At 65.6% G+C, this 13,863-nt stretch carries 16 protein-coding genes; 14 read left to right on the forward strand and 2 right to left on the reverse strand.

All coding sequences use genetic code 11. The annotated features are described in order from the left end of the window. Window positions 1–66: 66 nt before the first annotated feature. The 4 genes from Q9R30_RS01630 (at window position 67) to Q9R30_RS01645 (ending at window position 2,065) form a co-directional block, all read left to right on the forward strand. On the forward strand, window positions 67–537 hold the full coding sequence (locus tag Q9R30_RS01630; RefSeq protein ID WP_311216577.1) for a pyridoxamine 5'-phosphate oxidase family protein: 471 nt from the start codon (window positions 67–69) through the stop codon (window positions 535–537). Further along, window positions 492–923 (forward strand): DUF5655 domain-containing protein, encoded by a 432-nt coding sequence (locus Q9R30_RS01635; RefSeq protein WP_311216681.1) that lies wholly within the window; start codon window positions 492–494, stop codon window positions 921–923. Before Q9R30_RS01630 ends, Q9R30_RS01635 begins: the two co-directional genes overlap by 46 nt. Before the next feature lie 74 nt (window positions 924–997). Then, window positions 998–1,468: a GyrI-like domain-containing protein gene (locus tag Q9R30_RS01640; protein ID WP_311216578.1), complete on the forward strand. Its 471-nt coding sequence runs from the start codon at window positions 998–1,000 to the stop codon at window positions 1,466–1,468. A 33-nt stretch (window positions 1,469–1,501) separates the two neighbouring features. After that, window positions 1,502–2,065, forward strand: coding sequence for a flavodoxin domain-containing protein (locus tag Q9R30_RS01645; RefSeq protein ID WP_311216579.1), 564 nt, complete (start codon window positions 1,502–1,504; stop codon window positions 2,063–2,065). Between the two features lie 49 nt (window positions 2,066–2,114). On the opposite strand, the gene Q9R30_RS01650 is transcribed toward Q9R30_RS01645, so the two are convergent. Together Q9R30_RS01650 and Q9R30_RS01655 are read right to left on the reverse strand one after the other, a co-directional pair. Beyond that, window positions 2,115–2,624 (reverse strand): DUF1003 domain-containing protein, encoded by a 510-nt coding sequence (locus Q9R30_RS01650; RefSeq protein ID WP_104998144.1) that lies wholly within the window; start codon window positions 2,622–2,624, stop codon window positions 2,115–2,117. A gap of 30 nt (window positions 2,625–2,654) precedes the next feature. Then, window positions 2,655–3,425, reverse strand: a complete 771-nt coding sequence (locus Q9R30_RS01655; protein ID WP_311216580.1) for an SDR family NAD(P)-dependent oxidoreductase — start codon at window positions 3,423–3,425, stop codon at window positions 2,655–2,657. Window positions 3,426–3,579: 154 nt separating this feature from the next. Here Q9R30_RS01655 and Q9R30_RS01660 point away from each other — a divergent pair, with 154 nt between their 5' ends. The 10 genes from Q9R30_RS01660 (at window position 3,580) to Q9R30_RS01705 (ending at window position 13,797) form a co-directional block, all read left to right on the forward strand. Beyond that, the gene (locus Q9R30_RS01660) at window positions 3,580–4,443 is read left to right on the forward strand and encodes a universal stress protein (RefSeq protein ID WP_311216581.1); all 864 of its coding nucleotides are present in this window, start codon (window positions 3,580–3,582) and stop codon (window positions 4,441–4,443) included. Window positions 4,444–4,534: 91 nt separating this feature from the next. Further along, a complete protein-coding gene (locus Q9R30_RS01665; RefSeq protein ID WP_104998147.1) occupies window positions 4,535–5,065 on the forward strand; it encodes a hypothetical protein in 531 nt (176 codons plus the stop codon). Further along, a complete protein-coding gene (locus tag Q9R30_RS01670) occupies window positions 5,062–5,256 on the forward strand; it encodes a hypothetical protein (protein ID WP_104998148.1) in 195 nt (64 codons plus the stop codon). The genes Q9R30_RS01665 and Q9R30_RS01670 overlap by 4 nt, the downstream gene beginning before the upstream one ends. Window positions 5,257–5,318: 62 nt before the next feature. Beyond that, entirely contained in the window at window positions 5,319–6,191 is an 873-nt protein-coding gene (locus Q9R30_RS01675) for an HNH endonuclease (RefSeq protein ID WP_104998149.1), read from the forward strand. 494 nt (window positions 6,192–6,685) lie between these two features. Next, the gene (locus tag Q9R30_RS01680) at window positions 6,686–7,708 is read left to right on the forward strand and encodes a LacI family DNA-binding transcriptional regulator (protein WP_311216582.1); all 1,023 of its coding nucleotides are present in this window, start codon (window positions 6,686–6,688) and stop codon (window positions 7,706–7,708) included. Window positions 7,709–7,849: 141 nt separating this feature from the next. Further along, window positions 7,850–9,142, forward strand: coding sequence for a sugar ABC transporter substrate-binding protein (locus Q9R30_RS01685; RefSeq protein ID WP_104998151.1), 1,293 nt, complete (start codon window positions 7,850–7,852; stop codon window positions 9,140–9,142). A 71-nt stretch (window positions 9,143–9,213) separates the two neighbouring features. After that, window positions 9,214–10,182, forward strand: a complete 969-nt coding sequence (locus Q9R30_RS01690; RefSeq protein WP_104998152.1) for a carbohydrate ABC transporter permease — start codon at window positions 9,214–9,216, stop codon at window positions 10,180–10,182. Window position 10,183: 1 nt separating this feature from the next. Beyond that, on the forward strand, window positions 10,184–11,062 hold the full coding sequence (locus Q9R30_RS01695) for a carbohydrate ABC transporter permease (protein ID WP_311216583.1): 879 nt from the start codon (window positions 10,184–10,186) through the stop codon (window positions 11,060–11,062). A gap of 2 nt (window positions 11,063–11,064) precedes the next feature. After that, the gene (locus Q9R30_RS01700) at window positions 11,065–12,582 is read left to right on the forward strand and encodes a glycoside hydrolase family 32 protein (protein WP_311216584.1); all 1,518 of its coding nucleotides are present in this window, start codon (window positions 11,065–11,067) and stop codon (window positions 12,580–12,582) included. A gap of 135 nt (window positions 12,583–12,717) precedes the next feature. Next, a complete protein-coding gene (locus Q9R30_RS01705) occupies window positions 12,718–13,797 on the forward strand; it encodes a glycerophosphodiester phosphodiesterase (protein WP_311216585.1) in 1,080 nt (359 codons plus the stop codon). Window positions 13,798–13,863 lie beyond the last annotated feature (66 nt).

Consider the following 13,863-nt stretch of genomic DNA (forward strand, 5'->3'; position numbering starts at 1 on the left):
CTCCCGGACAGGTCAAAGGTCTTTGGGCCCTGTCAGGGGCTTTGGCCAGCGCCGTAGGATCTGGGCATGACCGAAAAGAACATGGTGCCTGAGGCAGAAATCCTCGACTCCGGCGAATGCTGGAAATTGCTGGGACACACGAGTGTGGGAAGGCTTGGCGTCATCGTTGACGGCCAGCCCGACGTCTTCCCGGTGAGCTTCAAAGTTGACGGCGAGGGCCTTGTTTTCCGGACGGGCAGCGGAACAAAGCTGCAGGCCATTGAAGCCAACTCTATGGTTGCCCTGGAAGCGGACAGCGGGAGCGCCGAGTTTGGCCTGGCCTGGAGCGTTGTGGTCAAGGGCAGGGCGGTCGAGGACGATGCTGCAGGGCCGGCCCTGAACGAGACGCGACGGGGGCTTTTTCCCTGGCAGGGTGTAGGCCAGGACCACCTGATCCGTATTGTTCCCCAGTCGGTGACGGGCAGGAGGTTCACCCTGTCCGCCTCGGGTACCTGGCGCACCCCGCTGGACGAAGCCACCCGCGCGGGCTTCGAGTAGCCACGGTCTCTTCCCCCGGCGACGGCGAACCATGGACCCTCGACCGCTTCTTTGAAGGTTCCGCCACGGCGTACGACATCTACCGTGCGGCAGAGCACATGGCGTCCGGCCTGGGACCCCTGGAGGTCTGGGTTTCCAAGAGCCAGGTTTCGTTCCGCCGCCGGCGCAGCTTCGCGTTTGTTTGGCGTCCCGGCTCCTACGTCAAGTCCTCCGTTCCCGCCGTCTTGTCGCTGGCGCTCCCGTACCAGTCGGCGTCGCCGCGGTTCAAGCAAATCGCCCATCCCTCCGCGGGAATCTGGATGCACCACCTCGAGCTTCCGGACAGCACCCAACTGGACGCCGAGGTGCAGGAATGGATGCGTGAAGCCTATGAAGCTGCCGGGTAGGGCCGGCACGGCCTGCACCTTTTAGAGTCCTTGGGCCCTGTGAGGCCGGCAGCCCCCGGCGCAGGCTGAATGCCATGAACAACTCTGCCCAGCACCCCAGGAAAGTTCACCTCACCGAGCAGGCTGTCGCTGTCGTCCGCGAACGGGTCCCCATGGCCTCGCTCACTGAATTCTTCGGCCGTGCCTTCGGTACGGTCATGGCCGCGGTCCGGAATCAGGGTGCCAGCCCTGCAGGACCGCCTTTTGCGCTCTACCGGGGAATGCCAGCCGAGACGGTTGACGTGGAAGCCGGCTTCCCCATCGCAGGCAACTTCACGGAGGCCGACGGGGTGGCGACCGGGACGTTGCCTGAGACGGATGCCCTTGAAGCCCTCCACATCGGTCCGTACGACACCCTGGAAAACACCTACGGCGCGATCCTGGGGCGAATGGAAGCTGAAGGCTTCACCCCGTCGGACACCATGTGGGAGTACTACCTGAGCGACCCGGAAGCGGAACCCGACCCCGCGAAGTGGCAGACAAGGGTTGTCTGGCCCATCGCGTAAGTAGTGCACAGCAACCATCACAGGAGGTTCGCCATGAAGGTTCTGGTTGCGTACGCCAGCAGGCACGGCTCCACCGCCGGAATAGCCGAACGTATCGCTGCCCGCATCACTGAAGACGGGATCGAGGCCGAGGCCCGGCCCGTGGCAGAAGTGGATGACGTGGGCCAGTATGAAGCCGTGGTGCTGGGCAGCGCCGCCTACTTGGTCCACTGGCTTAAGGAGGCCACAACTTTCGCCAAGCGGCACCGGCGGGAGCTCCAGGACAAAAAAGTATGGCTTTTCAGCAGCGGCCCCCTTGGAAACGAGACCGTTGACAAGGACGGTGAGGACATCTTGAACAGCGCCAGGCCCAAGCAGTTCACCGAACTGCAGGAACTGCTCCGGCCCAGCGGAGAACAGGTCTTCTTCGGCGCGTGGGACCCGGATTCCCCGCCCATCGGCATCGGTGAGCGCCTCATCCGGCTCGCGCCGGCAGCGAAGGAAGCCCTGCCGGCAGGCGATTTCCGGGATTGGGACGCCATCGACGCCTGGGCAGACGGGATCGCCGCCGACCTGAAATCCCGTGGCGGCCCGAACCCGGACGGCCGGTCAGGGTAAGCGGCCACGCCTGATGTACAGTCCGCGGTTCCGCCCGGGCGACCCCTGCCTATCCGCCGGCCGGGCGGCCGGCCGTGCTCCCGCCGTCGTCCGTGCCTGCATCTTCCCCCAGCAGGGGCGCGCCGGGCGGCAATAGACCGGGTTGAAGCACGCCGGGCCTGGAGAGCATGGCCCGGAGTTCCTCCAGCAACTCAAGCTGCCGGCTGTTGATTGCCATCAGCCGGTCGATCTCTGACTTCGACTGCACGTCCGTCTCGTAGTCATGGCGGGCCATGGCCGCCGCAATTGCGTCCTGGCGCTTGGCGGCAATCAACAGGATGGCGCCCTGGAGCCCGGCCAGCATGGAAAGGAAGAGGTTGAGGAGGATGTAGGGATAGGGGTCCCACGCGTCCGATGCCAGGACATAGGAATTGTACGCGGCCCATGCCGCCATGAAGGCGACGAACAGCCCCACGAAAGTCCAGCTGCCCATGCCGTTGCGGAGGACGTCGGCCGCCCGCTCGCCCCGGCTTAGGCCCTCCTTGTGCCGCGCGTGCCACGTACTTCTTCGCTCGCTCATGTGCCTGGGGTCTGTGCCGGCCGGCGTGGCTCAGATGGCGTTCCAGCCGTTGTCAGAGGCAAGCACCACGCCGTTGATGTTCGATCCGTCCCGGCTGAGCAGGAAAGTGATTCCGGCGGCGACCTCCCCCGCTTCAGCGATGGGCGGTACGTTCACCTGCATGAACGGACCGAGGACTCCAGCTGCGAGGTCGGACTTGAATTCGGCATGGATGTTGGTCCTGGTGCCGCCGGGGGCGACCGCATTGACGCGGATGCCCCGGCGCCCGTACATGACGGCAGAGCTGCGGGTCAGGCCAATGACGGCGTGCTTTGAAACGGTGTACGCAGCACCGGCTGCGGACCCCCGCAGGCCCGCCTCGGATGAAACATTCACGATCGAGCCGGACCCCGCAGCCAGCATGACGGGCACTGCCGCCCTCATAAGGCGCATCATTGACGTCAGATTGACATTGAGGACGCGGTCCCAGGTAGCGTCGTCGACCTCATGCACAGGCTGGAAGCTGTCCATGATCCCGGCCACGTTGGCCAGTGCGTCGATGCGCCCGCCGGCAGCAGCCACCACGCCCTGCACCACGTCCTCTTTGCTGACGTCGCCGGCCACGGGTACGAAGCCCAGTTCCGCGTAGTCCGCTACGAGCTTGTCCGGGCCCTCCGCGCTGAGGTCGCTGGCAATGACCCGCCCGCCTTCCCGGGCAACACGCAGCGCGGTGGCAAGCCCAATGCCGGAAGCGGCGCCTGTGACGATGACGGTCTGGCCCTCGAACCGGTTTGGACTGATGATTTCCTGCCAGACGGCCATGCCATGCTCCTCATCTCAGATAACATTCTTGCTTCCGCCAACTGGGGGTGCTCTGCTGGAATAGGCAGATATACAGCGGCCCACCCCCTCAGCATGGAGTCTCACAAGGAGCCACCACAGGGCCGAAAGTCCCCTGGGCAGGAGCTAAGGAGCAATGGAGGAACCGCGGTCCATCGTCGCCGGTTACGACGGCTCGGCAGAAGCCGCAGCCGCCATCCATTGGGCAGCGCAGCAGGCGGACCTGCGCGGCTGTCCCCTCCGCGTCGTCCACGTTTCAATTTGGCCGCTGCTCACCCACAAACTGGGCCCCGTACCAGGTGTGGCGGACAGCGGCCTGGAGCGGTCAGCCCAGGCGATCCTTGAGGAGGGCGTCAGTCGCGCTCAAGCCGCGGCACCGGGGCTGGACGTCCAGGCCACCCTGTTGCATGGACTGCCCGCCTCGTACCTGGCTGAGATCTCTACCGGCCAGGAGATGGTTGTTGTAGGCAGCCGGGGGCTGGGCGGATTCCTGGGGCTGCTGGTGGGTTCGGTGAGCCTTGAGCTCGCCGCCACTGCCTCCTGCCCCGTAGCAGTGATCCGGCCGGACCTCCATCCTGGCGGACCGGTCGTCGTCGCCGTTGACGCCTCCGGTTCTCCCACGGCCCTGGCGGACGCTTGCGCCCTGGCCTCGGCATGGCAGGTGAAGCTCACTATTGTCCACGTCCACCATGTGCCTGCAGGGTACGCGCAGCAGAACGGGCTCGACGCCGAGGCTGCCGCCGGCGAAGTGCTCCATGCAGCCCTTCACCGCGCCCGCACTCTCGCACCCTACGTTCAGATGGAGGGCAGGGTCCTCACCGATGCGTCGGTCCCGCACGCCATCCTCAAAGCCTCGGACGACGCGCGGATGCTGGTCGTGGGGACCCAAGGACACGGCTTTTTGCGGCAGACCATCGGTTCCACCGCCCATGCGGTTCTTCACCACGCGCGAGGCCCGGTCCTGATCTCCCGGCGCGGCTCCGGCGCCCACGCCCCCTGACCGCCTGACTGCCGGTTGCGGGGTGTCCGCCTGACTGCCGGTTGCGGGGTGTCCGCCGGCTGGAACCACCTCCCCGGCCTATGCTGGCAAGGTGACCCCTGCCCCGTCCCCCGCGCCGCTGGATGTCGTCGTCCACTCGGGACCGGCCGACTGGTGGGTGATCCTCGCCGGGCTCGGCCCCCTGGCCGTCCTCATTGCCGCCCTGCTGGCCTTCTACATCAACTGGCGCACCCTCAAGCAGCGCACCGCCGCGGACAAGACTGCCCTGGAGCAGAAGCGGGAAGCGGACGCCCGGGCCCTGATGCAGAAAACCGAGGCGGACAGCCGCGCCGAATGGTGGCGGCGGACCCAGTGGGCCCTGGACCGGGCGCTGGACCAGGACGAGGGAACCAAGGCCCTGGGGCTGGCTACCCTGGAAGTGCTGGCCCGCAGCGAACTCGCGCGCACCGAAGAACTCGAGTTGTTCGACATCGCGTGGAAAAGCGTCTCCGGTGACGAGAACGGGGACGACCTTGGGGAGGAAGGCAACACCGGCCCGGAGGTGCCGTTCGTGGACGCCGGCCTCAACATGGGCGAGAATGGAACCACGGATGAAGACACAACCAAGGAGGCTGGACCATGAGCGCAGCGTCGCCTGAACGCCGGTTTGTCCATACTCCGCGGAACACTTCCGCCAAGCCCGTCCCGAAGAAGGCCACCCCGGCTGAGCACCGTGTCCAGGTGGCGGCCGCCAGGCTGCGCGTCACCCTCGACGAACGTTTGGGCCGCGAGACACCGGCCAAGACCAAGGCGCTGGCCAAGGAACCCATCTAGCCCGAGTGCCGGCCGTGAAGGCGGGCACCCGGTGAGCGCTGGATAACTGGACAAGGTGGGCAGTGGCTGCAGTAATTCTTGGCTGGAACCCCGGTGAACGGAACCGCTGGGACTACCGCGCCGCCGTCGAGCACGTGGCCCGGTCAGGCTGGTTCCTGCAGCGCTGGAGCGTAGGCCGCGCATGGGATATCGGGCCGGGCACTGAAACCTGGCTCCTGGTACAGGGCAGGACTGACGCGGGAACCGGGCTCATCGGACACGGGGTTGTGATGTCCGAACCATACGCGGCCGTGCCGCCGGGGGAACGTGAAGACGCCGCCTGGCACGTCAGCGTTGCTTTCGACGCCCTGCTCCCCCTCGGCGAGCAGATACGGCCCGGGGCCATCAGCCACGCCCTCCCCGGGATGGATTGGCGAGACCTCACCCTTCGTTCAGGCATGGGCCTGCCGCCTGGGGCGGAGCCGGGCCTTCGTCGGCTGTGGCGGGAGCAGGGACCGACGGCGGTTGTCCCCGCGCAGGTGGTTTCCGGAACCTACCCGCCGGACGCAGTCACCAGCATCGACGTGAACCGCTATGAGCGGGACTCCGAGGCACGCCGGATCTGCCTGGCTTTCCATGGAACGTCCTGCGCGGCCTGCGGCTTTTCATTCGAGGCCTCGTACGGCGACGCCGGCACAGGCTACATCGACGTCCACCACGTAGTGCCGCCGGCACTGCTCGGTGACGGGTACCAGCTGGATCCCATTGTCGACCTTGTTCCGTTGTGCCCAAACTGCCACGCCCTGGCGCACCACGGCGTCAAAGAACCACGCACAGTTTCGGAGCTCCGGAACATCATCGCTGCTGCCGGCCATCTCCGCGGCGACATTGTCAGCAATAAGGCCCTCGACGCTGAGCTCGACGCCCGGCGCATCCTCGAAGGGCCGCCAGGCTAACGGAGCGGTCTGCCTGGCTGGCATCGGGACATTTTCGCCTTCGCGGGTGCAGCGGTCCGAGCAGGCATATCCACTTCCTCCTCCTCCGGCGCTTCTCCCAACCCCAGCTCCGCGAGAACCCAGGGGTTGCCGAAAGTATTCGCGACGCAGCTGATCAGCGCTTCTCAGCCTCCGGGGCCTGATCAGCCGCGGCGAGGACACGTTCCAGCGACGGTGGCTCCCGGGTGCAGGCCGCCAACAGGATTGAGGACTCCAGCGCGGCGACTTCGTGCGCGCACTGTGTGCCGGAGAGATGCGGCCCCTCACCTTGCCCGAACGACGACGCTACGCATCCTGCTTGCGCAACGCCACTGCGCCCCAAGCCCGCGCCACGCCAATTTCCGGCGTGAAGAAAGAAAATGGCGGAAAGCCACGCTGCCGCCCTTGACGGCTGCAAAACGTTTTGCATATAGTGATGCAAGCAACATACAAAACGTTTTGCAAAGGAACGGTCGATGGCGACGAAGGTAAACATCCGGGACGTAGCGAAAGCTGCAGGCGTGTCCGTGACCACTGTGTCCCACGCCCTGAGCGAAGCGCACAGCTCCCGGGTGAATGCCCAAACTGTCGAGCACATCAAAGCCGTCGCCGGCGACCTCGGCTACGCACCGAACCGTTTGGCGAGCGGACTGCGGAACCAGCGCTCCCAGATCCTGGGCCTTGTCAGCGACGAGATCACCACCACCCCCTTCGCCGGCGCCATGATCCAGGGCGCACAGGACGCCGCCTCAGAGCACGGACACCTGCTGATGGTGGTCAACTCCGGCCTGGACAATGAACTGGAGCGCCAGGAGATCCGGGCACTGCAGCAGCACCAGGTTGACGGAATCATCTTCGCCCGGATGTTCAACCAGCTGGTGTCCGTACCCGATGAACTCAGCGCGGTTCCCACCATCGTGCTGGACGCCACCACGGACAACCCCGGGCTGTCCTCGGTAGTGCCGGACGAATTCGGGGCCGGCGAGGCCGCTGCCGAACTCCTGGTGGCGGCAGGCCACCGCAGGATTGCCATGATCAACAATGAGGACGACATTCCTGCCGCCCACGAACGGCTCGCGGGTTTTCGTTCAGCCCTGGACCGCCATGGACTGAAGCTGCCGGCGGACCGCCTGGTGGCTGGGCATCCGAGCACTGCCGGCGGGCGTGCGGCTGCACTGGATCTGCTGTCCGGAACGGAACGGCCCACCGCGTTGTTCTGTTTCAACGACCAGATGGCCATGGGCGCCTACCAGGCAGCCGGTTATCTTGGCCTGGACATCCCGGCGGACCTCTCGATTGTGGGGGTGGACAACCTGGAACTGATTGCCGACGCCCTCTGGCCGGGGCTATCCACCATGGCCCTCCCCCACTATGAAATGGGCCGGTGGGTGGTCCATAAGCTGCTCAACGAACTTGAGAACCCCGGCGCACCCCGGGTGCATGAAAAGATCGCCTGCCCGCTGGTCGAGCGGGACTCCGTGGCCCCGCCCAGGAACTGACCTGCAGAGCCCCCGGGCCAGGTGCTGTTATCCGCTTTCCCTAATTCCCCCAAAAAAGATCGGGAACGCAGCCGTTGCAGCGGCCGCGTTCCCTGCAGGACCCTCATCAATCCCCCGCTGTCCAAGCAGAAAGACCGACCCATGAACAAGAAGCTCACCAAGGTCCTGGCGACCAGCATAGCCGCCGTCGCCCTCACCGCCACCCTCGCCGGCTGCGGCAAGGGCAGCGCGTCCTCCTCCAGCGAAGGTTCCGGGGAGATTGCCCTTTGGACCCACAACGCCGGTAACCCGGATGAGCTGGCTGCGGTCCAGAAGATCGTGGACTCCTACAACGGCAGCCAGGACAAAGTGAAGATCAAGGTCCAGGCCTTCCCGCAGGACTCCTACAACGACTCTGTCGTTTCCGCCGCCGCCGCGGGGAACCTCCCCTGCATCGTGGACATCGACGGCCCCAACGTGCCGAACTGGGCGTGGGCCGGATACCTGAAGCCCCTGGAACTGGATGCCGACCTTTCCAAGCAGCTCCCCAGCACAGTGGCTGAATGGGACGGAAAGCCCTACGCGGTGGGCTACTACGACGTCGCGCTGGCCATGATGGCACGCACCTCAGACCTGGAGGCCGCCGGGGTGCGGGCTGCCACCATCGAGCAGCCCTGGACCAAAGAGGAGTTCCAGGACGCCCTGACAAAGCTCAAGGCCCTCGGCAAGTGGGAGCACCCGCTGGACCTGGGCACCGCCGGCACCGGCGAATGGCTTCCGTACGCCTACTCCCCCTTCCTGCAGTCCTTCGGCGGAGACCTGGTCAACCGCGACGGCTTCCAGAGCGCCGAGGGCGAGCTCAACGGGGACAAGGCTGTGGCGTGGGCCGAGTGGTTCCGCGGCCTGGCCGACCAGGGATTCATGGCCAAGAAGAGCGGCAAGGATTCCACCCAGGACTTCCTGAACAACAAGAGCGCCATCGTCTACACCGGTTCATGGGCTGCGGACAAGGCCAAGGCCGCGCTCGGTGACGACCTGGTGGTTATGCCCCCTGTTGACCTGGGTGAAGGCCCCAAGATCGGCGGCGCCTCCTGGCAGTGGGGCGTCACCAGCGGCTGCAGCAATTCCGAGGCCGCCATGGACTACCTCTCCTACTCCCTGAAGCCGGAGAACATCGCCGCCGTCGCCAAAGCCACCGGAGCCATCCCCGCCAGCAATGAGGCGGCAGCCCTGATCCCGGCCTTCGCCGAGGGCGGCGCCAACCGGATCTTCATGGACTTCTCGCGTGAATACGCCGTCATGCGCCCCGAGACACCCGCCTACCCGTTCATCGCCACTGAATACGGCAAGGCCGTCCAGGACATCCTGAACGGTGCAGACCCGAAGTCCACCCTGGACAGCGCCGTGAAGGCGATAGACGCCAACATCAAGTCCAACGGCGGCTACAAGAAATAGCCGGAGCACGCCGGAGGGATGCGCCGCAGCGCGCCGCATCCCTCCGGCCGCCCGACCTACGGAGACCCCTCATGGCAACTTCACACCTTCCCACCCGCCCACGTCCGGCCACCCTCGCAACTGCCGTGCCGCCGTCGAACGCTAAACCCGCCGCGCACCGCCGGCCCGGCTTCCGCCGGGACCAGCTCAGCGGCTGGGGCATGATCGCCCCCGCGGCGGTGCTCCTGCTGGCCTTCATCTTCATTCCGGCCATCCTGGGCTTCGGCCTGGCCTTCACCAACGCCCGGCTCATCTCGCCGCGGCCGGTGGAATTCGTGGGCGTGGACAACTTCGCCCGGCTCTTCACGGACCCCACGTTCTACCGCGCCCTGCTCAACGTCGCCTACTTCACCGTGGTCATTGTTCCGGTGCAGTCCGGCCTTGCACTGGTCATGGCGCTGCTGATCAACAAGAAATTCCGCGGAGTGAACTTCTTCCGCACCGTGTACTTCCTGCCTGTGGTCACCTCCATGGTGGTGGTCTCGCTGCTGTGGCTGTTTATGTACCGCAAGGACGGCCTGATCAACGAGATCCTCGCCGCCGTCAGCTTCGGCCTGATCGACGGGCCGGACTGGCTGGGCGATCCGAACACTGCGATGCCGGCCATCATCATCCTGTCCATCTGGCAGGCCGCCGGCTTCCACATGATCATCTGGCTGGCCGGACTGCAGGGCATCTCCGGCGAGCTCTACGAGGCGGCGCAGCTGGACGGCACCAGCCGGTGGCAGCAGTTCCGCTACGTCACCTGGCCCGGCCTCTTCCACACCCGGAGCCTGGTGCTCGTGACCATCACCATCCAGGCCCTTGGCCTCTTCGACCAGATCAGCGTAATGACCCAGGGCGGGCCCATGGATTCCACCACAACCATCATTTACGAGGCTGTCCAGTCCGGCTACCGGCAGCAGGAAACCTCCTACGCCTCCGCCATCTCGCTGGTGTTCTTCGTCCTCGTCCTGATCGTCTCCGTGGTGCAGCGCCACCTCACGCGGGAGAAAGACTGACATGAAAAACCAACTGCTCCTCAGAAGCGCCGGCACCATGCTGGTGCGCATCCTCTTCGCGGTCGTCGCTGCGTTCCCCATCGTCTTCATGCTGGTGTCCTCGCTGAAGCCGGACCAGCAGATCTTCGGCGACATGTCCTCGCTGGCCGCGTTCCTGCCCATCGGCAACATCTCCTTCGACAACTACGCAGCCGTGTTCGACCGCGTCCCGGCAGCCCGCTTCCTGCTCAACTCGGTGGGCGTCTCCGCCGTCACCGTTGTCCTGGGCATCTTCGTCAACAGCCTCTGCGCCTTCGCCCTGTCCCGGATGGAGGTCCGCGGCAAGAAGATCGTGTTCACCGCCATCCTGGCCACGCTGATCGTGCCTTTCCAGACCCTGGCCCTGCCGCTGGTGTGGTGGGTCAACCAGCTTCCCTACTTCGAGCTGAACGGCTTCAGCCTTGAATTCTCCAAGGGCTGGCTGGACACCTACCAGGTGCAGATCATCCCGTTCATCGCCAACGCCTTCTCCATCTACCTGTTCCACCAGTACTTCGAGTCCATCCCCAAGGAACTCGACGAGGCCGCCCGCATTGACGGTGCCGGCTGGTTCAAGATCTACCGCCAGGTGGTCATGCCGCTGTCCGGCCCGGCGACCGCAACGGTGGCGATCCTGACCTTCCTGCCGGCCTGGAACTCCTACCTCTGGCCACTCATGGTGGTCCAGTCCGAGGAGCTGCGCCCTGTGATGATCGGCATCCAGTACTTCTTCCAGCTGAACGTTTCGTGGGGCGAGGTGATGGCATACGCTTCCCTGATCACCGTTCCGGTGGTGGTGCTTTTCATCGCCTTCCAGCGTTCGTTCGTCAACAGCATCGCCTCCAGCGGCGTAAAGGGCTAACCATGAATTCATTGACGACGGCGGCGAGCGCCACGTTGGCTGCCACCGACCAGTACCGGCCCGCGTTCCACTACACCGCCGAACGGAACTGGTTGAACGATCCGAACGGGCTGGTGTACCTCAACGGCACCTACCACCTCTTCTACCAGCACAACCCGTTCGGCCCGGACTGGGGCAACATGTCCTGGGGGCACGCCACCTCCCGGGACCTGCTGCACTGGGACGAGCAGCCGGTGGCCATTCCGTGCGACGAGCGCGAGGCCATCTTCTCCGGCTCGGCGGTGTTCGATCAGTACAACACCAGTGGCCTGGGCACACAGGCCAATCCCCCGCTGGTCGCCATCTACACCAGTGCCTACAGCGAGGCCTCCCCACTGGCGGGCCGGCAGGCGCAGTCCCTCGCCTACAGCCTCGACGAAGGCCGGACCTGGACCAAGTACCACGGCAATCCCGTGCTGGACCGCGCGTCCGCTGACTTCCGCGATCCAAAGGTTTTTTGGTACGACGGCGGCGCCGGCAGTTACTGGGTGATGGTCGCCGTTGAGGCGGTGGAGCGCCAGGTGGTGCTGTACAAGTCCGCCGACCTCAAGGCGTGGGAACACCTGAGCACCTTTGGACCTGCCAACGCAACCGGCGGCGTATGGGAGTGCCCGGACCTGTTCGAGTTGCCCGTGGACGGGAATCCGGAGGACAGCCGGTGGGTCCTCATTGTGAACATCAACCCGGGCGGGATTGCCGGCGGCTCCGCGGGACAGTACTTCCTGGGAGAGTTCGACGGCGTGGCGTTCCATTCCGGGACGACCGTTACCGAGGGCCTCCAGCCGGACAGCAGCCGGATGCGCGAGTACGGCTGGCTGGACTGGGGGCGGGACTACTACGCCGCCGTCTCGTTCAGCAACGTCCCGGGCGGGCGCCGGATCATGATGGGCTGGATGAACAACTGGGACTATGCCGCGTCCACCCCCACCGGCGGCTGGCGCAGCGCCATGTCCCTGCCGCGGGAGGTGTCGCTGACCCGGGTGGACGGGAAGGTGGTACTTCGGCAGGAGGCCATTGATCCTTTTCCGGAGCTGGAAACAGGGCACGTCCGGCTGGGGCCGCAGCCCTTGGCTTCCGGCGTTCTGGACGTCCCGGCCGCCGATTCCGTGGCGCGGATCGACGTTGAGTTGGAACCGGGCGCCGCGGCGGGCGTGGGACTGGCGCTGCGGGCCGGGTCCGGTGAGCGGACGGTCATCCGCTACGACACGGCGGACGGAACGCTGCGGCTGGACCGGCGCGAATCGGGGCAGGTTGCCTTCCACGAAACGTTCCCTTCGATTGAAGCCGTGGCCGTGCCCCTGCAGGAAGGCCGGCTCCGACTGCGGATCTACCTGGACCGCTGCTCCGTGGAGGTCTTCGCCCAGGACGGGCTCGCCACCGTCACGGACCTGGTGTTCCCCGCGGAGGCGGCCACGGCTCTGTCTGTATTCGCGGAAGGTGAGGGCGCGCGCCTCGTGGCGCTGGCCGTCGTCGGCCGTTGAACCTTCCGGGAGTACGGTCTTAGTTCATGTCTGCGTAACGTCCCCGCCACCTGCTCGCTGTTGTTGGTTTCCCCTGGATCCCGAGACTTGGTGTGCCCTTTTACGGGCACACCACCCCAACTTGGAGATTGACAGATGAACTATGCAAAGCTGCTGACCGCGGCGGCCATATGCACAGGCCTGGCGCTGGGAACATCCCTGCCGGCGCAGGCCGCCGACACCAATCCGAACGGCGCCGACAACCACTTCGACCTCCAGGCGCACCGCGGCGGCCTGGGACTGACGGTGGAGTCCACCCTCCCCGCATTCGCCAAGGCGCTCGAGACGGGCGTGACCACCCTTGAACTTGACCTCCAGATCACCAAGGACGGCCGCGAAGTCGTCACGCATGACCGGAAGATCAGCAACAAGAAGTGCGCCGACACGGCTCCCGTCACGCCGGGGGATCCCCAGTTCCCGTACGTTGGCAAATACATCAAAGACCTCACCTTCGAGCAGGTCCGAAGCCTCGATTGCGGCAGCCTGACCCTGTCCCAGTACCCGGGCCAGCAGTCCGCCCCCGGCGAGAAGATGCCTACCCTTGCCGAAGTTTTTGCTCTGGTGGATTCCTACCGGGCAAGCCAGGTCAAGTTCAACATCGAGACCAAGGTGGAAGCCGGCGCGCCGGAACAGACTGCTCCCCGGGAACAGTTCGTGAACGTGGCACTCAAGGAAATCAAGACCGCCAACATGCAGCCCCGCGTGTCCATCCAAAGCTTCGACTGGGGTGCACTCCGGCTCGTCCAGGAACTGGACCCGCAGATCCGCACCGTTGCCCTGACCAACAAGGACTTCCTGCAGGCCGGCAAGCCCGGCAGCTCACCCTGGCTGGGCGGCATCGACGCCGACGACTTCGGCGGCGACCTGGTGGCGGCAGCATCCCACCTGGGCTTCGACGCTATTTCCCCGGTGCACGGAGCTCCCCAGAACGGGACGGTGGAGGACGCCGGGTACACCCCCTATGTCACCACTGACATGGTCGACCGTGCCCACGAAGCAGGCATGCAGGTGATCCCCTGGACCGTCAATGACAAGCCCACCATGCGCGCGCTCATCGCCACCGGGGTGGACGGCATCATCACCGACTATCCGGACCGCCTTCGCGACGTCATGGCCGAAAACTCCATGAAGCTTCCGAAGAAATTTTCGCTGGAACCCGGAGCTGCCCAGCTGTAAGGCCGGTACCGGCACCATGCGGGCCCTGCACGGTTTTCCGTGCAGGGCCCGCTTCTTGGCAAAAAT

The sequence above is a fragment of the Arthrobacter sp. AB6 genome (genome assembly GCF_031844545.1).
Taxonomy (GTDB): Bacteria; Actinomycetota; Actinomycetes; order Actinomycetales; family Micrococcaceae; genus Arthrobacter.

Excerpts from the sequence above, each read along its gene's own strand:
- Q9R30_RS01690 (WP_104998152.1), top strand. The coding sequence starts at position 9,214 with ATGGCAACTTCACACCTTCCCACCCGCCCACGTCCGGCCACCCTCGCA.
- Q9R30_RS01670 (WP_104998148.1), top strand. The coding sequence starts at position 5,062 with ATGAGCGCAGCGTCGCCTGAACGCCGGTTTGTCCATACTCCGCGGAAC.
- Q9R30_RS01680 (WP_311216582.1), top strand. The coding sequence starts at position 6,686 with ATGGCGACGAAGGTAAACATCCGGGACGTAGCGAAAGCTGCAGGCGTG.
- Q9R30_RS01640 (WP_311216578.1), top strand. The coding sequence starts at position 998 with ATGAACAACTCTGCCCAGCACCCCAGGAAAGTTCACCTCACCGAGCAG.
- Q9R30_RS01655 (WP_311216580.1), bottom strand. The coding sequence starts at position 3,425 with ATGGCCGTCTGGCAGGAAATCATCAGTCCAAACCGGTTCGAGGGCCAG.
- Q9R30_RS01685 (WP_104998151.1), top strand. The coding sequence starts at position 7,850 with ATGAACAAGAAGCTCACCAAGGTCCTGGCGACCAGCATAGCCGCCGTC.
- Q9R30_RS01705 (WP_311216585.1), top strand. The coding sequence starts at position 12,718 with ATGAACTATGCAAAGCTGCTGACCGCGGCGGCCATATGCACAGGCCTG.
- Q9R30_RS01700 (WP_311216584.1), top strand. The coding sequence starts at position 11,065 with ATGAATTCATTGACGACGGCGGCGAGCGCCACGTTGGCTGCCACCGAC.
- Q9R30_RS01645 (WP_311216579.1), top strand. The coding sequence starts at position 1,502 with ATGAAGGTTCTGGTTGCGTACGCCAGCAGGCACGGCTCCACCGCCGGA.
- Q9R30_RS01630 (WP_311216577.1), top strand. The coding sequence starts at position 67 with ATGACCGAAAAGAACATGGTGCCTGAGGCAGAAATCCTCGACTCCGGC.
- Q9R30_RS01660 (WP_311216581.1), top strand. The coding sequence starts at position 3,580 with ATGGAGGAACCGCGGTCCATCGTCGCCGGTTACGACGGCTCGGCAGAA.
- Q9R30_RS01695 (WP_311216583.1), top strand. The coding sequence starts at position 10,184 with ATGAAAAACCAACTGCTCCTCAGAAGCGCCGGCACCATGCTGGTGCGC.
- Q9R30_RS01650 (WP_104998144.1), bottom strand. The coding sequence starts at position 2,624 with ATGAGCGAGCGAAGAAGTACGTGGCACGCGCGGCACAAGGAGGGCCTA.